The organism is Bacillus sp. FDAARGOS_527 (assembly GCF_003812125.1).
In the GTDB taxonomy this organism is placed as follows: domain Bacteria; phylum Bacillota; class Bacilli; order Bacillales; family Bacillaceae_G; genus Bacillus_A; species Bacillus_A paranthracis.
In genome coordinates this window covers 949,326-967,443 of the sequence record NZ_CP033795.1, presented here as the reverse complement: position 1 = coordinate 967,443, position 18,118 = coordinate 949,326, and the positions used below count along the sequence as shown (strand labels likewise).

Below are 18,118 nucleotides of genomic sequence, written 5' to 3'. Positions count from 1 at the left end.
CTCTTCTATTTCTTTAAATCAATTACGATATCATCTAGAACAATATCTTTGCTCTTCGCTTCTTTTTTCGGTACTTCAATCTTCTTCTCTTTCCCATTCACATACTCCACTCCACCATGATTTTCAGGTGTATGAACTCGCAAGTGCACGTGAGGTGTAACGATAAGCTTTGTTGCATTTTCATTTAACTTTTGGAATGTCGAACTCCAACTACTTTTGTGCGGTTCTGCTACTGTACTAGTTCCGCCATTTCCTTCACCAGCATATTTATTTCCTAAATCATCTTTTATTTCTAATTCCACATCAGCGCTATCCCATATACTTCTTAATACTTTAGATTCTTCCTGATTGAAAAAAACGATAAATGACATCGGAGTTACTTCCATTTTGTCTATATTTACTTTTATTAATTCATTTTCAGAAACCCTATTAACCTTTACTTCTTTACTATCCATTGCTTTTAAACTAAGTGCGAAATTCCAGTTTCCCTTTATTACATTACCTTCATAATCCAACTCAATTGCCTCTATATCCCACCAAACATTTGCAACATCTAATCTTTCACTACCATGACCACTCATCGTAGTCATACCTACATATTTCCCCTCTCCAACTTTTGTAACGTTTGAACTACCTCCTCCGCCATCAAAGCCCATAACTTGCGGACTTCCAAATGGGAACGGTTTCTCTCCTAAATCTTTTTCGCTCTCAATAGAATATGTGATTGTAATAGTTCTACCATCGAACACAGCATCATTAATGGTAACCTTAACCCCATTACTCTCCCTCGTCATATTCAATTCAGTCGAAAACTCTTTATAATTTTCATATAACCCTGTTCTACCATTATCTAAAAATCGGAATATGTCACCTACTATTGGTAATCCTCCAGCGTATGTCGGAAATCCGATGCCAAGCATGGCAACCGATACGCCGACTAAAATAGATGCAGCAGCAACGCCTTTTTTCCAACTTTTCATCTTTTTCTTCGTACGCATCGATTGTTTTACATTGCGCTTTACTTTTTCTTTTTCAATTTCAGAAGCCTCAATTTCCTCAAGTTCTTTCTCATCTATATCAATATCATTTAATAGTTCATAAATGTCTTTCATATGACACTACCTCCAAAACTAATTTTCGTAGCATTTTGTTGTAGTTTCTTTTTTCCACGATACACACGATTATCTATCGCTGCCCGAGTTAACCCTAACTTGTCTCCTATTTCTTCTGTCTTCATACCAAGAAGATATTTCATAATGAACACCTTTTGATCTAACGGTTCTAATTGATTAATAAGCTTCAATAACTCTTCCCTATCTTCCATAACGATTAATTCATCTTCTGCTGACTTTTCCGTACTAATATGAAACTCATCCGAAATAATCTCTACTTTTTTAGTTGCCTTCCGGTAATAATCAATCGCCTTAAATTTCGCAATTGCCGCAATCCATTTTTTAAAATCATTTGGTTCTCCATGAAATTTATTTGCGTTATTCCATATGGAAAGAAATATATCGTTTACACATTCCTCTATGAGTCCATCATTTTGAACTGGAAGAAGAACTTTGTGGGTTATTCCTTTTATGAGCGGTAAGTATGTATCGACAACAAATTCTAGCGCATCTTCTTTTTGTCGCTTTAATCTTTTTATATAATTTTTCTCATTTGATTTCATGTAGCGATTCCCCTTATTTTTTTGTAAAAGCTTTTACACCCTATATAACGTCTAAAAAAATATTTTCTCTCATCTTTTAATTATTTTTTGTATGTAATGGAATACTTTCCCTTAGCCATTGTCTCACATAACTATGCATCCAAAGAAAATTTTCTCAAGTCTGTAATTTGATTCATGTAGTACACTATTTATATAGTCATTCTTTAACTTAGTGTACATTTTATTTCGTTAACCTACTATTTAAAATTAGGAGATGAGATGTGTATGTGTGGAATTACAGGTTGGGTAAATTGGAATAAAGATCTTTCCAATGAACATGTTATTTTAAAAAAGATGGCAAATCGTATTCAGCATCGCGGTCCGGATGCTGAAGGATTTTGGTTTTCACCTCGCGCGGCTTTTGCACACCGCCGTTTAATTGTAATTGATCCAGAAGGTGGGACACAGCCGAAGACATTTCGTGCTGGTGATTATACGTATGCTCTTACTTATAATGGAGAAATTTATAATTTCCGTGAGCTGAGAGAACAACTTAGGAAATGTGGTCATACATTTGAAACGCATTCAGATACAGAAGTGTTACTACATGCTTATTTAGAATGGAAAGAAGACTGCGTACAACATTTAAACGGCATTTTCGCTTTCGCCTTATGGGATGATCAGAAGCAACAACTGTTTTTAGCACGTGATCATTTAGGCGTAAAACCACTCTTTTATACAGAAAGAAATGACAGTATTATTTTCGGATCTGAAATTAAAGCATTATTAGCTCATCCATCTGTCCCTGCTGAAATTGATACGGATGGCATAAATGAAATATTTGGATTAGGGTTATTTCGAACTCCAGGATGTGGCGTCTTTAAACATATTCAAGAAGTGCGTGCTGGACATTCTATAACGTTTACACGTGATAAAAAAGTAGTTACGAAGTATTGGAATTTAGAAAGTAAGGTCCATACAGATTCTATAGAAGATACATCATCACATATTTTATCTATTTTACAAGATACAGTAAAAAGACAATTAATTGCCGATGTCCCTCTCGTCTGCATGTTATCAGGAGGATTAGATTCTAGCGGTATTACTGCACTAGCAGGAAAAGAATTTGCTGCTGAAAATAAAACACTTCATACGTATTCCGTTGACTTTGTAAATAGCGCAAAAGATTTCGAGCTGACATTTGCTCGCACTGGTTTAGACGCTCCTTGGGTAAAACGCGTTTCTGAACATGTAGGGACATCTCATCATGATATTATTGTGAATGCTGAAGAATTAGCTAATCACTTATTCGTTCCCCTCCGTGCAAAAGATTTACCGAGTGCTGGCGAAATGGAAACTTCACTATATTTACTATTTTGCGAAATGAAAAAAGATGCGACCGTAGCTTTATCCGGCGAATCTGCTGATGAAGTATTCGGTGGATACCCTTGGTTTCATCAAGAAGAATTACTATATGTCGATAAGTTTCCTTGGCTAACAAATTGGAAGAATACATCTCCTCTTCTACTACATGAAATAAGTAACCAATGTAATCTAGAAAACTATATTGATACACGATTCCAAGAAGCGATACTTGAAGTACCTACTCTTGAAGGTGAAAGTAAAAAATCCGCGAAACAACGTCAAATGTTTTATTTATTTTTAACGAGATTTCTTCCGTTCTTACTTGACCGTAAAGACCGTATGAGTATGGCTGTAGGATTTGAAGTTCGTGTACCGTTTTGCGATTATAGATTAGTTGAATATTTATGGAACGTTCCTTTCAACATAAAAAGCATTGATAATATTGAAAAAGGCATTTTACGTAGAGCACTGAAACCTGCTTTACCTGACGATGTACGCAATAGAAGAAAAAGTGCTTATCCAACTTCACAAGACCCACATTATTTAAAAACAATTCGTCATTTATCACTCGACATGTGCAGTAATAAAAACAATCCTATTTTCTCACTTATTAATCATTCCACATTACTTGCTATTGCCGATGGAAGTAATAAAGAAATTAACAATTTCGAAGCAAGAAGTGCTATGGAATACATGCTACAAGTAAACGAATGGTTAAAAACATATCATATTCATATTGCTTAACAAAAAGGAGTTCAAGGATAAAAACCTTGAACTCCTTTTATATTAATTAGCACATCGTTTATTTTCAGTGTCAATGGACCATCCAATAATTGTGGCACAATCTCTACCTTTCCACTGCAGTACATTTGTTAATACTGGTTCAATCTGTAAGCAACTTCCGTCGTGCAATATTTCTACTAAAGATTGATCATCATCAAACCTTCGTTTATCACACTCTAAAATACCGTCCGTTGCCATTACGATGTGATTCATTCCTTTTTCTAACCCTCTTACACCTGACGTAAAGCAAGGTGTATTTGCTGCAAAAATATTTTTCCTACCGATATATTCGTAATTCTTCCGTTTATTTAATCGCCCTTTCCCATTCTTCGTTTTCTCAGAATGGAATAAATATGCGAAACAATTACCAACTGATAACCAATATAAAAATTCGCCTTTTCGCAAACATATTAAACATGCGAGTTCCTCATCATCTTGATCACATTTTTCAATAAACAGCTCATCTGTAAATAACGCTAATAAGTACATATGTGTATGATGAAAAGCTAAATGTATCGGGTAGGAAAATAACTCTTTTAGTTTCTCTTTTCTTTCCGAAATTGCTTCTACTATATAATCTATATTTTTTGTTTTGTGATGTGTATCAAAAATCATAACAAATTCAAATTGTAATTCAGGATCCCACCAAGCAAGCACCGCATCTCCTCGTTCATATGCATCACTCTCTTGATTTCCCCCATATACGCCGACTGAAAGAGGACCACATTTTTCAACATGTATTTCATCTACATACATCTGTTCATGACTCATCCATTTGAATGTATTCACAGCTATCATCCTCTCTCTTGCTAAATGTATACCTTTACACATAGATTACCTTATATTTCAATAAAAATAAACTTTTTCAACATTTTTTATCCAAATAAAAGGATTTTATTTCTACACTAACGAATATATCTTAATATACGATATAAAAACAGGAGGATTTATTATTATGAAAGACATCAATCAGCATTGGGAGAACATTTATTATCACTTACGATATGAATATGAAGACAATCTTTCTCACCAAGCTATTCGTATTTTACAAATCGTTTCTCGTGAGAAAGAAATAACAATTGGAAAAGTCGCTACTGAGCTTACTCTCTCTCATAACACAGCATCTGAACACGTAAAGCGCCTTATTCAAAAAGGATTTATCATGAAAGAAAGAAACAAACAAGATGAAAGAGTTGTGAACCTTACTTTAACGAAAGAAGGCATTGAAGTATTAGAAAAGCATACTTTACTAGATAAAGAAAAGATAAAAATATTAGAATCGCAGTTATCGAAAGAAGAACAACAATTCATTGAAAAAGCTTTTTCATTATTAGCGAAGGAGGCAAAGTATGCATTTCCTCGTTAAAGTAATCGTTTCGGCACTTATTATCGGTGTTATTACTGAAGTAGCTAAACATTATAGTACGATTGGCGGGTTTATCGCTGCCCTTCCTCTCGTTAGTTTACTGAGCCTGTTTTGGATTTCTTTCGAAGGCGGGAACAAACAAGAATTAAGTCAATTTGCTATAGGCGTATTATATGGATTCCCTGCATCCGCACTACTATTATTTATCGTTTATATCGGTTTAAAAAACTCATTTGCACTTAGTACATCTGTCCTATTCGGTATAGGTGTCTGGTGTATTGTTTTCGCTTGTCAAAAATTACTTCAATCTTAGTTAGGAGGGTTTACTATTTATAAATTTGTAGAGGTATTGGGGCAAACTATAGAAGTATATATGAAAGGAAGTAGTAAACAAACGGTAGTCATTCAAACCGGAATGACTTGCTCATTTTATGATTGGCTTCCTATTATCGAAAAGCTTTCACAGCACTTTACAGTCGTTTCCTACCATCGCCCAGGTTACGGAAAAAGTGAACTAAGGAATCATTCACGTACTACATTACAAACAACAAAAGAACTTCATATGTTACTACAAAAACTAGATATTCACGAACCAATCATTCTAATCGGTCATTCCTATGGAGGTTTATGTGCACAACATTTTGCGATGTTATATGAAAATAAGCTACAATCACTTATTTTAGTTGATTCTACTTCTATGAACTTACACCGATTAGATGAACTTCATTTACCAATTTCTGATCAGACTGATTCTGATGATATGTGGCTTCAAAAATATAATACATATTCCAAGATGGATGTAGACCTGCTTTCTAATGAACTAAAACCTATGCTAGCCGGTCAATCAAGACAGCAAATTGAATTTTCTACCTCTCCTTCATTATATAAAGCGACAGCTTCTGAACTATCGGAGTGGAAAAACTGTGCCCTTTCACTAAAAGAGCTATATAAAACATTAGAAATACCATTAATCGTTATCGGTAGAGACCCTCAATATTCTATTACTCAGTTGACTGAGGGCAGCATGCCAAAAGAGGAAGCCATACAACTTGAAACAATGTGGCAAAAACTGATTCATGAACAATTACAACTCTCAATACATAGCCAATATATACTTGCTGAACATGCTGGTCACGGAATAGAAAATGACCGACCAGATATTATCATTGAAGCTGTTCACTCCCTAAAAATAAAAAAAGGAAGCAACTAAAGCTGCTTCCTTACTTATCTATTCATAATCTTCTTCATCATCGATTTCTTCGTAATACGAATTCCCATTACTTACATATATAGGACCATTCGCAACGTCAATACGTAATACCCATGCCCATGGCACAGCTAAACGCTTATGTATTGCTCGCCAAAAGCTCATTGATTTTCTTTCGTACTCCTGGAACTCCTGAAGTAACTCTTTGTAGGAGGAACCGTCTAACTGAATATTTGTTTCTAACAAACGAGAATGGGCATAGTACTGCAGCTCTAGTTCAGCAGCAATTTCCATTTCTTCTTCCGTTGCCATACCTATAATTGTTCCATCTGCTGGTGCAATTTCATATACGTTGTGAACTTCAATAAGCCCTTCTTTCTCTTTCTCAAACATGTAAACAGCCTCCTTTAACATATTTTTTATGTTACAAAGTCATACTTCTACAATAATATCTCTCTTTCCTCTTTTTTTGATAAACTTTTACAAATTATTTATCCCGCTTTAATGGGCAGTAAGACCCCCACCTCAAAATTCAGCGGAAGCAAAGAAGTTAGGTGGGGGTCGGGCTGCCCATAAAAGTCCGATTGGTGAAGGCTAATAATCAGTGGGGGATGAAGAAAACCCCCACTGATTAAAGTTTCACTTTATTTGATGACCCGTATTCTCTATCCTTTCGGCAGAAATTAAATCTTCATTATGAAAATTCAACTTAAATATATCGGGCATACGAAGTGTTTTCCAAAATCGAAAATCATATTTTGAATCAAAATAATTCATGAGTAATACCATAATATTTCCATGAGTTCCTATTACAATATTCTGATCTTCATATTTTTTTAATATATTTTGCATACATATTACAGCACGCCTTTGCGCTACTTCATTCGATTCTCCGCCCTCGTATGCAAAATCCCAATCTTCCCACACCTTTTGGACCGCATTATTAAAATCTGTTACTGGCTCTTTACTTAATAATCTTTCCCGTAAATTTTCTTCTATTTCTATTGATACATGATATGTATTCGCAATTCCTTGTACAGTTTGAATTGCTCTTTTGTAGGGGCTAGAAATCACAACATCAATATGTTTATCTTTTAATAAGCGTGTTACATTCTCTGCATCTAAGTGCCCTTTTTCAGATAAAGGTCGCTCCCGTTCTTCTTTTGTATATGTAGAATGGGCATGGCGAACGAAATATATTGTTGTCATTTATTCATCTCCTTTTTCCCTCTCTACCCAAATTCAATACATTACCATCAAATCCCTTTACTTTTACAATAAGTGCCGCCAAATTTAAATGTTGATTTTCATATTAATAAAAGGAAACACCTCTATGGTATTTCCCCCATTTAAAATAGACTACATTCAATTAAATACTTTATCAATTTTATTTCTGTCGTATTCTAATACCCAATCATTATATGTATGATACATATTCCTAATTGTATTAGGAGAGGTAGCTAACACATCACAACATCTATCATCATAAATGTGAAATATAGTATTCTTGTTAATATTTATGAAATACACCATATGAAAAATACGCGGTTTTATCCCCATATCTTGATTACAAATTGCTTTTATCATAGGAATGTATTTCAAGTCTGAAACTTTACATTTCAAAGTATATCTATGTGTTTTATATACCCCGTCTTCATCGTCTTCTGGAAAAACATAAGGGATTGTATTTTTCTGTAACTTAAACAAATCAGACTTCTCTTTTACATACTTAGAAAAGATATTCAATTTGTGTTTGAAAGTTTCACCATCTGCATAGTCATTTACATCCACTACAATATACATATCATCTGTTTTGGAATGTAAAGACTGAAATAAAGTAATGGCTCTATTATAAACGCCTTCTAAATATGGGCAGTTTTCATAAATATTAGTGCAATCATAGTTCACACCTAATTTAAAGCGAATACCAATATCCCCATTATAAAATAGAGGTGGTCTAAGTTCTAAATTTGGAAACGTTTCAAGCATATACTCCTTCAATCTCATCTCAACACCTACCTTTAATAGCATCTTGTTTACATAATAAAATTATTCTATTATAATTTATTTCTAAATTCCTCACTTGTTATAATATCTCGAATAAAATAGTCTACATTATTTCTCAACTTTTGATATGCAACTTGATCTTCTATATCGTTAAACATAATGACAACTTCTACTTTATTCCCTTTCTTATCTGTAGTATACAAGCTTTTTGTCAATACGAATGCGGTAGAACCACCTTTTTGACCAGCATATTCGAACTTACTATTTTTAACTGTTCCTTTGAAAATGTTCTCGATTTCTTCTTGCATTGATTTTGGAAAATACTTTCTACTATTTATCTTTTCCATTATACTCATATAATCTTTAGCGTTTGCACCCACTAATCGATCTGACCAAATTCGCTGAAATTCCATATCTACTTTTAATGGGATATCCCGTTTTTTCCATTCTTCTTCGTCTTTCATCCATTCATGAATTTGTAACACATGTTTATTATACTCATCCTGTGACATGTTACGTATCATTTCTAAAGATTGATTCTCTGGCTCATGAAGCTCTTTTTCTACATACCCTCTCATATATAGTGAAGCAGTATATGAAGTGAACTTGTCATGACTAGTAAGTTCTAATTCTTTTAAACTGTCATTTACCCTTTCTATTCCAAGCTTATCTAGCAAATATGTTGTATTTGCATTAGAACTATAATGAATCATTCCTTTAGCGACTTCTTCCAAAGCGATTTGTCCATTTTTCACTAATTCTCTCGCTTTGGCATCTTCTAACCAGTTAGGATGCGCTCCACCATCAGTGTTTTTAACGTAATATTTTTCTAGCTCCTGCAATGAAATTTGTTCATCACGACTTACTTTTCCTTCTGACACTTGCTTAGCAAATTCAACTGCTATTACGATTTTTGCCATACTTGCTAATGGCAATTTTTTATTTTCATTTATAGAAGTTAATACTTCTCCATTTCTTTTAATAAGTAATGAACATGTTTCATCTTCTTTATGTTCTTTTATGTACTTTAATACGTAATCAGGATCTTCTTTTGACAAATAGTAATTCATAATAACAAAGAAAGCTATAACAGCTACTATAATGACCCCTGCAATTATTCCTATAATCTTTAATATGTTCACAATATACCCCCTCTAATACATTCCCTTCAACATCATAATTATAACAAACCAAATTACAAAATTATACAAAATAGAGTAACTCTTCCTAAAAGGAAAGAGTTACTCTATTTCACATGATGTTATTTGTCCATTTAACGTAACGACTATATTTGATTCGTCACTTTTTTTCACACTATTTATTCGATTTGAGTTAGGAGGACCAATTACAACTGATTCCTTAATTGGCGAAAGGTCCTTCTCTAATTTTTCTGCACTTACACCATATGCAGCTTGAAATACTTCTGGCGGTGTTAATCTAAGTATGTCTGACCCTTCTGCTGTTTCAAACTGATCGTTATTAAAGAACAAATGTAATTGCACTTCTTCTGTTACCGCTGTGATCCAATGCCACCATCCCATTGGAATAAAGACAGTTTGCCCCGCTTTCACATGATAATTTTGCAATTGATTCGTTTCGGGATTTAAGATGGATGTAACTGCTTCTCCTGATACTACAACATCCAATTCCCACGCATTCGGATGCCAATGTGGTTCCCGCATATGCCCTTTTGTCATAAATAAATCAACAAACGCACCACCTATCATTGCTGGTAACTGCGTTGACGTAACTTCATATGCAACGTTTTTCTCATTCCTCTTAAAAAAGATATTTTTTCGTGAATCAAAGAAAAGATTTGGAGTTCCTGAACTTTTCTTTAAATTTTTATTATCTGGAACATAACCTGAACTACTCATTTTATCCCTCTTTTCCACTCCGAACATTTCGGCTTTCACACTGTATCGTATGGAAAAAATGTATGAATGTGCCTATCATTCACATAACAAAAAAACATGCCTTCATAAGGAGAGCATGTTTTGTGATATCCTTCACATTATTTAGCTAAAAATAAACTTTTTACTTACCATGATGTAACATTAAATCACTAAGTTCTTCTTCAATGTGATTTAATTTCGCAACGCCTTCTTTCCATTTATGAATATAACGTGAAACCCCAACAAAAAACAAAACAATAATTGTGGAAAGAATAATACCATATACGATTGCTACAGTACTCATAGTTACACTTCCTTATAATTAGTAATGTGGTTATTAGTTATATTTTTATTATAAACCTTTTTCTTTTAAAATACTTCGATTTCAACTTTTTGTAACAAAATTGATTTTTCTAATAATAGTACATAACATTATAATGCTAGAAGAAATCTCTTTCTGATTCCTTCTAGCGTTATAATTGAAAGAAATAAAACTCTCATTCATAGTCCTTTTACTTTACACCGACTGAAACTGTTTCTGGCAATGTGCTACCACCATCAATGACAATGTGTGTACCTGTTATGTAGCTTGATTCATCGGATGCTAAAAAACCTGCTAACTGACCTACTTCTTCAATTTTCCCTAAACGTCCTAAAGGAACACCTGAAGCAATTCCATCGATTACATTACTCGGCTCATTTGGATCAGATTCATTTGCTATTTGCTCTGCCATTGGTGTCATAATGTAACCTGGACAAATTGCATTTACAGTAATATGATGTTTTGCCATTTCTCGTGCTAACGCTTTTGTAAAACCCCAAATTGCTGCTTTCGTCGTTGCATATGCAGTTTCACCTTCATCAGCAACCAATGTTCCTGTTACAGAAGACATATTCACAATCTTTCCGTAACTTTTCTCAATCATATATGGCAATACTGCTTTAGAAAAATTCCATACCCCATTAATATTTACTTGAAATTGAAAATCACGCATTTCATCTGACATATCTAAAAAATTTGCAAGTCGAATAACACCAGCGTTATTTACTAACACATCAATCTTTCCGTACTTCTCATATGCATCTTTCACTACTTCTTTAACAGCATTCATATCAGCTACATCGACGACATAACTCGCAGCATCTAACCCTTTACTTACGATATTTTTGGCAGTTTCATGAACTGTCTCTGAAATATCAACAAGTAATACTTTCGCCCCTAGCTCTGCAAATACATGTGCAATTCCAGCTCCGTTCCCCATCGCAGCTCCTGTAACAAAAGCGACCTTACCATCTAATTTTCCCATTTTATAACCCCCTTATAAAATATATAACGTCTTTACATTTTTATCATACCAAATATTCCCTCTCATTCTTTACAAAGCTCCATTTGTTAAAAAACGTTCAAAAAAAGAAAATTTTTCACAAATTATACAAAAGTTCACCATATGTACTATTATCATATGAGTTATATTATTTAATAGGAAAAAGGGGATGATATACTATGACGACTTGGTTTATTGTTATGTTAGTTGTATTTGGGGCATTTAAAATTATCGTTTCGAGCCTTCCTAACACTGTTATTGAATCCATTATTAGCAAGTACGAAACACATCCACAACTGGAAGAAGAGAATGCGACTGTTACAATCAATGGAAATAACTTAGAAGGCGAACAAAAATCCAAAATTATTCATGATTTTAACGAAGGTTTATTTTTAGATCGCTATTATGCACCACCACATAATGAGGGTACGCCTCTAATTATTAATGCAAAACGCGGCAAAAAAGATTTTACATTTTATATTTATAGCCATGAAGAGCATGTTGATGTTGTAAAGCAATATAAAAAGAAGGTCGTTGCTTATAGTTTACGCTCTAAAAATCTTCAAAATAGTGATATGTTCGTGTCAGCTGATTTAGCTTAATACTCATATATTAAAAAAAGGAATCCATGGCATCTGGATTCCTTTTTACTATTCACTGAAAAATAAGCTCTGTTTTCAAACTATCTTTCGGTAACAACCATCCTTTTTGGTCTAAACTCTTCATTAATAATTCTCTTTTTTCTTTTGCTATACTTTCCTCATTTGTTTTAAACGACACTTCTATTACGAAATCATCTTCTATTTTCCCTGTATTACTTAGTGACCAAACTTCAATATTCGTTTTACTATTTTCAAACTCCCCTGTATACCTTTTCATTAATACCGGACCGTAAATACGGGAATCCCTTAACATCTCTTCTCCCCAATTCGTATACAACCATTTGTTCATTTTCCCCGGTAACTTTTCTACTAACATGTTTTGAGCAGCTTTTTCGTTTGGTAAATCAAGTACTCCATATCCTTTTGCACTGTAACTTTTCTTATTTGAAATACTTAACGTTTTCTTTTCAAATCCCCAGTCTATTTCCGCCTCATAACTATCCGTATTACTATCGAATCCCTCTTTTTTAGCTACTTCTAGTGCATCTTGAATTACACCATTTGGAATAGGATATCTTTTTTTATATGTTAGCTCAAAATCTTTACTAAATTCTTTCTTTCGTATTCTGGCAAACCAGCCTTCATTACTTAAATTTTTATTTGCAGTATCTAAAAACTGTACTTGTATTCTTTCATAATTTGTACCAGCCTGGAAATGCTCTAGTACATCTTGCTTCATCTCTTCGTTAGGACCTAGTACTTGTTCTGGCTTTAATAATAACTTCACTTCAAAACTAGGTGTCATTGGACTAGCGGCAAATCCTTCCTTAACGTTATAAAGGAAACAACAAAAGAAAATACTTACGAATACAAATACGCTTTTCATATACCTATCCCCTTTACATTTCAAATGACTTCTATTCGTTCCATAGTAAGTGAATATACATTTTCATACCCTGCGGTGCTAAGCTTTTTCTGTAATCGATCCGTATCCTCTTTCAAAGCGTGTACTAACACCGTATGTTCTGGTGATAATGTATTTAACATCTCTTTCACATCTCTTATACTTTGGTGAACTTTATATGGAACTCGCTTCACCCTACATTCTTTACCTACACGTTCCTTCAAAACTTTTTCTGCAAAACTCCCTTTCGCAATATGTCCAGTAAAGATAATAGAATTTCGTTCGTCATGTCGAAGTTGTTCATAATATAACTGCGCTCGCTTCGTTTGCATATTCGCATCACTCATTACAACTATTCCATAACTATGTTGCGTACCGCTGTCATCATCCATAACTATTATGTTTCTTTTTAAACTCTCCATTAGCTCTTCAAGTTCTTCATTATTTTTGATCCAATCTTTATATGCGAACATCTGTTGAAATCCATCCAAAATTTCTTGATCTACTATAATAGGGAGTTCTTTATATTTTTTATATAAATACAATACGATATCTTGCGCCCTACCAAGGGGGGGCAAAGGTAGTAATGTTATCCCTTTATTCCCGACGGCGCGTTCAATTTCTGTACATAGTTCGTTTATTCGTTCATGTTGCGAAACATCATCAGTATGATAAGCGGCATCTACGATTGCGACTTTTATATCGCCGTGCAACTTCTCAGGTAAATTAGCTCGCAATATGTTAGACTCTGCTGAGTAATCGCCAGAATAGAATACATATGTATGACTCATATCCACTAAAAACCAAACAGCTCCTAATACATGCCCACTATACCCCCATTGAAAACGCAATGTAGGAGTAATCTGTACCCATTCATTCGGATTGCTAATCTCATCAATATATACATAATTTAAATCTTTCACATTTTGGTCGGTATAAGGTACATGCCATCCTTGCGCCAAATTGTAGTTTCTCCATTTTTCATAGTAAGCTGGGAGTTGCTCCTTCGTATAACGAGTTGTCCATATTTTTTTCTTATATCCATACTTCGCTAATAAAGGTAAGCCCATCGTATGATCTTCATGAATATGTGACAAAAATACTGCATCTAAAAACGGTACAACTTCTCGTTCTATTTTTGGATAACTATCCTTATATGACCGATTAATACCACAATCAAATAATATTTTTGTCTCTTTATTTTTTACGAAGTAGCAGGAGCGACCGTATTCTCCCGCTCCTCCCCATACTTCTACCCTCATCATGCTACCCCTTTTCGTTTGTGCTCCATATGCTGCAGAAGTAATAAACATAGTGTTGTAAGTCCAACTGAAACGACAGCCATCGCCATTCCAATAGATACTTCTCCTTGTTCAAATTGAGCAAAAATAAATGTTGCTGACGTTTCTACCGATGGAGGTAGTACGAGAAGCGATGCTACTAACTCCCTTATCGAGATTGTAAATGTCATCGCCCATCCGGCAAGAATACCCGGGATAATAAGAGGGAATATTATTTTTCTAAAAATATACATATAATTCCCAGAAAAAATACTTCCTGCCTGCACGAGAGAATCATCAATTTGCCCGAGCGATGCTTTTACATACTGCACTGTATAAGGTAAAAAAAGAACAACGTACGTTACGATTACCATGACTGGTGTATTGTAAATGGACAGGGGTATATAGGGGGAATTCCAAAATAAAATAAGCCCTACAACCATTACGATTCCTGGTACCATGTTCGGTAACATACCGCACATATCCAGCCATTTTTCAGAGGACTTTTTCCCCTTTCGAATCATAAGTGCTAAAAAGACGCCAATCATAACAGCAATAATCGCTGTTATAAGTGAAAAAAGAAAACTGTTCCATAGAGCTTCTAATCCTGGAGATCCGATTGTAAATAATGCTTCATAATGACTCGTTGTAAAGTTATGTAACTGTAAGCCTCCGCCTCTTAATTTTGACAAAGAAGCAATCAGTATAGAAAAATACGGGATTCCAATTGATACGATTAATAAACCAATTACATAAATCCATGCTACAACGCGCACATATATAGACAAAGTGTACCTTTTAGATTTCACACCTTTTCCACTAACCATTGCATATGAATACTTTCGATTTAATACGTTTTGCATATACCAAATGAGCATACATGCACTAAGTAATAAAGAAGATAATGCTGTTGCACTACTAAAATCAATTGGCCAACTCGAAATGAATTTATGAATCTCTGATGTTAACACATGAAATCCGATTCTTCGTCCAAATGTAGCCGGTGTTCCAAATTCAGCAATCGTCTTTACGAAAATGAGTAAAGCACCCATTACATAACTTGATACTAATAACGGCAATATGATTTTTCTTAAACGATAGAAAAAGCTTCCACCATGAACTGCTGCCGCCTCTTCTTTACTACTCCCAATTTGAAGTAACGTGTTTTTCAACATAAAGTATAGAAATGGGAATAAATGCAGACTCATAATTAAAACCATACCTCCTAAGCTAAAAAACGAAGATGAAATCGTCTTTAGCATCGGAAAAAACTGTTCGAAATAGCCGTTCGGTTGCATGAACAAAATCCAGCCCATCGATCCAATATACGGCGGAGTCATAAATGGAATCATAAAAACAATATCTAACTTGCTATGCTTTCCAACATCTGTTTTGCTCATAATGAAAGCCAGTGGAAATGCAAAGATGGTTGCTCCTATTACTACGAGTACACCTAGAAGCATCGAATTTAGAAAAATCCCAGCTAATCCACCACTCTGCATCACTTCAAACGGCTTAAAAAAATTCCAACTACTATTTTCATATACACTAGAAAGTAAAATGAGAAAAAGCGGAATGACGATTAACATCGCCACAAGTAACAACGCTACCGTCATCCCAACTTGCCTTACTGATCCAAATCGATTTACCATGTAATCACCATCTTATTGAAATACTTTCTTAAATTGTTTTCCTATTTCATCTTGTTCTTTCTCAACTGTTTTCCAATCAATATGTAATACTGGAATCTCTTCCACATTTGGTCTATTTTCCGCTTTTATATCTGTTCTACCGGGTAATAAATACGCTTTAGAAATTTGTTTTTGTACATCATCTGATAATAAATAATCAATAAACTCTTTTGCACCTTCTACATTTTTACTATCCTTCATAATGCCTGCTGCACGTGGGCTAATAACTGTTCCGCTTTTTGGATAAACAATATCAACTGGTTCACCCTTTGCTTTTGCACTGTACGTCATATAATCAACACCCGCAATGACCATATCTTTTGCTCCTGTTACAACTGGATCTAACGCTTCTTGGTTTGCCCCTGCTACTGTAACTTCATTTTTTTTAAGCTGTTCAAATAAATTCCATCCATCTTTTCCATTCTTTTTCACATATCCTGTCACAAAGTCTAAAGCTGAACCTGAAAGTGCTGGATCTGGAAGATTCACTTTCCCTTTCCATTCTCCTTTTGTTATATCGCTCCAATCTTCAGGCGCTGTCTTCACATTTTTTGTGTTATACACAATTCCTAACGCTGAAGCACTATATCCAAAATAATGTCCTTTATCATCCGACCATTCAGAACGAAGCTTATCAGCTTGTTTCGCTTCTTTATAAGCTAACGTTTGTCCATCTTTTTTTAATCCTTCCATCGCTGGTAAAGATGCAAGTACGACTACGTCAACGACTGGATTTTTCTTTTCGGCTTCCATTCTCGCTAAAATTTTACCTGTTGTTCCTTGAAACATTTCCACTTTTATACCCGTTTTCTTTTCAAAGTCCTTTTGAATTTTTTCTGCTAATCCTTTTGGTCCTGCACTATATACAACAATCTTCTTTTCATTCGTAGTTTTACTTTTTGCATCTGCATTACCTGTCTTTGAACTACACCCTGTTACTACGGCAGAAAATAATAAAGTACATACAAATAACGACTTAAGCGAACTGAATTTCTTCATACGATTCTCCCCCTATATGATGAATACATTTTTTCGGTACATATAACGATACTGGCTTTCCGATGCTTATCTTACTATTGTGATAAGCTGTCCATATTCCGAGTGTCCCCATATTTACTTTCACTTCATAACGCTCTCCTACATATGTAACGTGCTGGACTTCACCTGTATACATTTCACACACTTCATTTTTTGTCCAGCTCACATGCTCTGGACGAACCATTTGTTTACCCTCTACAAGCCAATTTGCCTTACCAACAAATTTTGCAACAAATTCATGAGATGGCTTCACATAAATATCTTCTGGTGTTCCTTTTTGTAATACTTCTCCTTGTTTCATGACAATAATTTGGTCTGACATTGACATAGCTTCTGTTTGATCGTGCGTTACATACAATGCCGTTAAACCAATGGAATGAACGATATCCATAAGCTCTAACCGCATTTCTTCTCGCAAAATTGCATCGAGTGCACTGAGCGGTTCATCAAACAAAATGAAATGTGGCTTCGTTACAATTGCTCTCGCAAATGCGACACGTTGTTGCTGTCCGCCAGAGAGTTCATGCGGATATCTTTTCTCCATCCCTTGCAAGCGAACTCGCTTTATTGCCTCTTCTACTTTTTCCCGTAATTGATTCGTTTGCTTTGTAGCTCTTAAACCAAATGCAACATTTTCAAATACAGTCATGTGTGGCCATAAAGCAAAATCTTGAAATACCATACCGATATTACGTTCATGAGGAGATGTTTTTATTTTTTTAGAAGAAGAATACATGCACGTATCTCCAAAATATATTTCACCTTTATCTGGCTCTTCCAGTCCTGCAATCATTCTGAGTAATGTCGTTTTCCCGCATCCCGAAGGTCCTAAAAGTGTGGTGAATTCACCTTGTTTCATCACAATTTGTAACGGCTTTAACGCTTGTACTTTTCCAAATGATTTTTCTAATCCACTAATTTTAATATCCATCGTTTCACCTCTCTCCCCTCACTCTTAACCTGCTTTCATTCTATATGGGAGATTTATACTGAATGTTAAT

General features: G+C 34.6%; 20 protein-coding genes. 5 read left to right on the top strand and 15 right to left on the bottom strand.

What is annotated here, in order from left to right; all coding sequences use genetic code 11:
- Window positions 1-5: 5 nt before the first annotated feature.
- Both EGX95_RS07385 and EGX95_RS07380 read right to left on the bottom strand, forming a co-directional pair.
- Window positions 6-1,112, bottom strand: coding sequence for a DUF4179 domain-containing protein (locus EGX95_RS07385; RefSeq protein ID WP_000653153.1), 1,107 nt, complete (start codon window positions 1,110-1,112; stop codon window positions 6-8).
- Window positions 1,109-1,675 (bottom strand): sigma-70 family RNA polymerase sigma factor, encoded by a 567-nt coding sequence (locus tag EGX95_RS07380; protein ID WP_000840039.1) that lies wholly within the window; start codon window positions 1,673-1,675, stop codon window positions 1,109-1,111. The genes EGX95_RS07385 and EGX95_RS07380 overlap by 4 nt, the downstream gene beginning before the upstream one ends.
- A 264-nt stretch (window positions 1,676-1,939) precedes the next feature.
- Between EGX95_RS07380 and asnB the strand changes: the two genes are divergently transcribed.
- Window positions 1,940-3,763, top strand: a complete 1,824-nt coding sequence (gene asnB, locus EGX95_RS07375) for an asparagine synthase (glutamine-hydrolyzing) (protein ID WP_046951981.1) — start codon at window positions 1,940-1,942, stop codon at window positions 3,761-3,763.
- 42 nt (window positions 3,764-3,805) lie between these two features.
- On the opposite strand, the gene EGX95_RS07370 is transcribed toward asnB, so the two are convergent.
- Entirely contained in the window at window positions 3,806-4,633 is an 828-nt protein-coding gene (locus EGX95_RS07370; RefSeq protein WP_002036130.1) for a PP2C family serine/threonine-protein phosphatase, read from the bottom strand.
- Window positions 4,634-4,757: 124 nt separating this feature from the next.
- Between EGX95_RS07370 and EGX95_RS07365 the strand changes: the two genes are divergently transcribed.
- From EGX95_RS07365 to EGX95_RS07355, 3 genes are read left to right on the top strand one after another with little or no spacing between them, the layout of a single operon-like run.
- Window positions 4,758-5,168: a MarR family winged helix-turn-helix transcriptional regulator gene (locus EGX95_RS07365; RefSeq protein WP_000651917.1), complete on the top strand. Its 411-nt coding sequence runs from the start codon at window positions 4,758-4,760 to the stop codon at window positions 5,166-5,168.
- Window positions 5,152-5,481, top strand: a complete 330-nt coding sequence (locus EGX95_RS07360) for a DUF3147 family protein (RefSeq protein ID WP_000545631.1) — start codon at window positions 5,152-5,154, stop codon at window positions 5,479-5,481. Before EGX95_RS07365 ends, EGX95_RS07360 begins: the two co-directional genes overlap by 17 nt.
- Window positions 5,482-5,541: 60 nt before the next feature.
- The gene (locus EGX95_RS07355; RefSeq protein ID WP_001992663.1) at window positions 5,542-6,378 is read left to right on the top strand and encodes an alpha/beta hydrolase; all 837 of its coding nucleotides are present in this window, start codon (window positions 5,542-5,544) and stop codon (window positions 6,376-6,378) included.
- An 18-nt stretch (window positions 6,379-6,396) separates the two neighbouring features.
- Here the strand turns inward: EGX95_RS07355 and EGX95_RS07350 are convergent, their stop codons facing one another.
- From EGX95_RS07350 to ucpA, 7 genes are all read right to left on the bottom strand, one after another.
- Entirely contained in the window at window positions 6,397-6,768 is a 372-nt protein-coding gene (locus tag EGX95_RS07350; protein WP_000461771.1) for a hypothetical protein, read from the bottom strand.
- Window positions 6,769-7,014: 246 nt separating this feature from the next.
- On the bottom strand, window positions 7,015-7,584 hold the full coding sequence (locus EGX95_RS07345; RefSeq protein WP_000208290.1) for a histidine phosphatase family protein: 570 nt from the start codon (window positions 7,582-7,584) through the stop codon (window positions 7,015-7,017).
- 156 nt (window positions 7,585-7,740) lie between these two features.
- Window positions 7,741-8,382: a DUF3885 domain-containing protein gene (locus EGX95_RS07340; RefSeq protein WP_001237277.1), complete on the bottom strand. Its 642-nt coding sequence runs from the start codon at window positions 8,380-8,382 to the stop codon at window positions 7,741-7,743.
- Between the two features lie 50 nt (window positions 8,383-8,432).
- Window positions 8,433-9,524: a serine hydrolase gene (locus tag EGX95_RS07335; RefSeq protein ID WP_001023303.1), complete on the bottom strand. Its 1,092-nt coding sequence runs from the start codon at window positions 9,522-9,524 to the stop codon at window positions 8,433-8,435.
- Between the two features lie 99 nt (window positions 9,525-9,623).
- Complete coding sequence (locus EGX95_RS07330) at window positions 9,624-10,259, bottom strand: cupin domain-containing protein (RefSeq protein WP_000098970.1); 636 nt, start codon at window positions 10,257-10,259, stop codon at window positions 9,624-9,626.
- 160 nt (window positions 10,260-10,419) lie between these two features.
- Complete coding sequence (locus tag EGX95_RS07325) at window positions 10,420-10,581, bottom strand: hypothetical protein (RefSeq protein WP_000108701.1); 162 nt, start codon at window positions 10,579-10,581, stop codon at window positions 10,420-10,422.
- A gap of 208 nt (window positions 10,582-10,789) precedes the next feature.
- Window positions 10,790-11,584, bottom strand: a complete 795-nt coding sequence (gene ucpA, locus EGX95_RS07320) for an SDR family oxidoreductase UcpA (RefSeq protein ID WP_000517019.1) — start codon at window positions 11,582-11,584, stop codon at window positions 10,790-10,792.
- Between the two features lie 197 nt (window positions 11,585-11,781).
- On the opposite strand from ucpA, the gene EGX95_RS07315 reads away from it, so the two are divergent.
- Window positions 11,782-12,204: a YfmQ family protein gene (locus EGX95_RS07315; protein ID WP_000214597.1), complete on the top strand. Its 423-nt coding sequence runs from the start codon at window positions 11,782-11,784 to the stop codon at window positions 12,202-12,204.
- Window positions 12,205-12,256: 52 nt separating this feature from the next.
- On the opposite strand, the gene EGX95_RS07310 is transcribed toward EGX95_RS07315, so the two are convergent.
- The 5 genes from EGX95_RS07310 to EGX95_RS07290 are packed head-to-tail and all read right to left on the bottom strand — an operon-like array spanning window position 12,257 to window position 18,048.
- Window positions 12,257-13,090: a hypothetical protein gene (locus EGX95_RS07310; RefSeq protein WP_000843590.1), complete on the bottom strand. Its 834-nt coding sequence runs from the start codon at window positions 13,088-13,090 to the stop codon at window positions 12,257-12,259.
- Window positions 13,091-13,110: 20 nt separating this feature from the next.
- Window positions 13,111-14,373 carry an MBL fold metallo-hydrolase gene (locus tag EGX95_RS07305; protein WP_033669823.1) on the bottom strand — a complete coding sequence of 421 codons (1,263 nt, stop codon included), beginning with the start codon at window positions 14,371-14,373 and terminating at the stop codon, window positions 13,111-13,113.
- The gene (locus tag EGX95_RS07300) at window positions 14,370-16,040 is read right to left on the bottom strand and encodes an ABC transporter permease (protein WP_000248123.1); all 1,671 of its coding nucleotides are present in this window, start codon (window positions 16,038-16,040) and stop codon (window positions 14,370-14,372) included. Before EGX95_RS07300 ends, EGX95_RS07305 begins: the two co-directional genes overlap by 4 nt.
- Before the next feature lie 12 nt (window positions 16,041-16,052).
- A complete protein-coding gene (locus tag EGX95_RS07295; protein ID WP_000714694.1) occupies window positions 16,053-17,078 on the bottom strand; it encodes an ABC transporter substrate-binding protein in 1,026 nt (341 codons plus the stop codon).
- A complete protein-coding gene (locus tag EGX95_RS07290) occupies window positions 17,056-18,048 on the bottom strand; it encodes an ABC transporter ATP-binding protein (protein WP_000351828.1) in 993 nt (330 codons plus the stop codon). Before EGX95_RS07290 ends, EGX95_RS07295 begins: the two co-directional genes overlap by 23 nt.
- Between the last annotated feature and the right edge of the window lie 70 nt (window positions 18,049-18,118).

What these genes read in the sequence shown, in the direction of transcription:
- EGX95_RS07385 (WP_000653153.1), bottom strand. Translation starts at nt 1,112, where the DNA reads ATGAAAGACATTTATGAACTATTAAATGATATTGATATAGATGAGAAA.
- EGX95_RS07380 (WP_000840039.1), bottom strand. Translation starts at nt 1,675, where the DNA reads ATGAAATCAAATGAGAAAAATTATATAAAAAGATTAAAGCGACAAAAA.
- asnB (WP_046951981.1), top strand. Translation starts at nt 1,940, where the DNA reads ATGTGTGGAATTACAGGTTGGGTAAATTGGAATAAAGATCTTTCCAAT.
- EGX95_RS07370 (WP_002036130.1), bottom strand. Translation starts at nt 4,633, where the DNA reads ATGTGTAAAGGTATACATTTAGCAAGAGAGAGGATGATAGCTGTGAAT.
- EGX95_RS07365 (WP_000651917.1), top strand. Translation starts at nt 4,758, where the DNA reads ATGAAAGACATCAATCAGCATTGGGAGAACATTTATTATCACTTACGA.
- EGX95_RS07360 (WP_000545631.1), top strand. Translation starts at nt 5,152, where the DNA reads ATGCATTTCCTCGTTAAAGTAATCGTTTCGGCACTTATTATCGGTGTT.
- EGX95_RS07355 (WP_001992663.1), top strand. Translation starts at nt 5,542, where the DNA reads ATGAAAGGAAGTAGTAAACAAACGGTAGTCATTCAAACCGGAATGACT.
- EGX95_RS07350 (WP_000461771.1), bottom strand. Translation starts at nt 6,768, where the DNA reads ATGTTTGAGAAAGAGAAAGAAGGGCTTATTGAAGTTCACAACGTATAT.
- EGX95_RS07345 (WP_000208290.1), bottom strand. Translation starts at nt 7,584, where the DNA reads ATGACAACAATATATTTCGTTCGCCATGCCCATTCTACATATACAAAA.
- EGX95_RS07340 (WP_001237277.1), bottom strand. Translation starts at nt 8,382, where the DNA reads ATGAGATTGAAGGAGTATATGCTTGAAACGTTTCCAAATTTAGAACTT.
- EGX95_RS07330 (WP_000098970.1), bottom strand. Translation starts at nt 10,259, where the DNA reads ATGAGTAGTTCAGGTTATGTTCCAGATAATAAAAATTTAAAGAAAAGT.
- EGX95_RS07325 (WP_000108701.1), bottom strand. Translation starts at nt 10,581, where the DNA reads ATGAGTACTGTAGCAATCGTATATGGTATTATTCTTTCCACAATTATT.
- ucpA (WP_000517019.1), bottom strand. Translation starts at nt 11,584, where the DNA reads ATGGGAAAATTAGATGGTAAGGTCGCTTTTGTTACAGGAGCTGCGATG.
- EGX95_RS07315 (WP_000214597.1), top strand. Translation starts at nt 11,782, where the DNA reads ATGACGACTTGGTTTATTGTTATGTTAGTTGTATTTGGGGCATTTAAA.
- EGX95_RS07310 (WP_000843590.1), bottom strand. Translation starts at nt 13,090, where the DNA reads ATGAAAAGCGTATTTGTATTCGTAAGTATTTTCTTTTGTTGTTTCCTT.
- EGX95_RS07305 (WP_033669823.1), bottom strand. Translation starts at nt 14,373, where the DNA reads ATGATGAGGGTAGAAGTATGGGGAGGAGCGGGAGAATACGGTCGCTCC.
- EGX95_RS07300 (WP_000248123.1), bottom strand. Translation starts at nt 16,040, where the DNA reads ATGGTAAATCGATTTGGATCAGTAAGGCAAGTTGGGATGACGGTAGCG.
- EGX95_RS07295 (WP_000714694.1), bottom strand. Translation starts at nt 17,078, where the DNA reads ATGAAGAAATTCAGTTCGCTTAAGTCGTTATTTGTATGTACTTTATTA.
- EGX95_RS07290 (WP_000351828.1), bottom strand. Translation starts at nt 18,048, where the DNA reads ATGGATATTAAAATTAGTGGATTAGAAAAATCATTTGGAAAAGTACAA.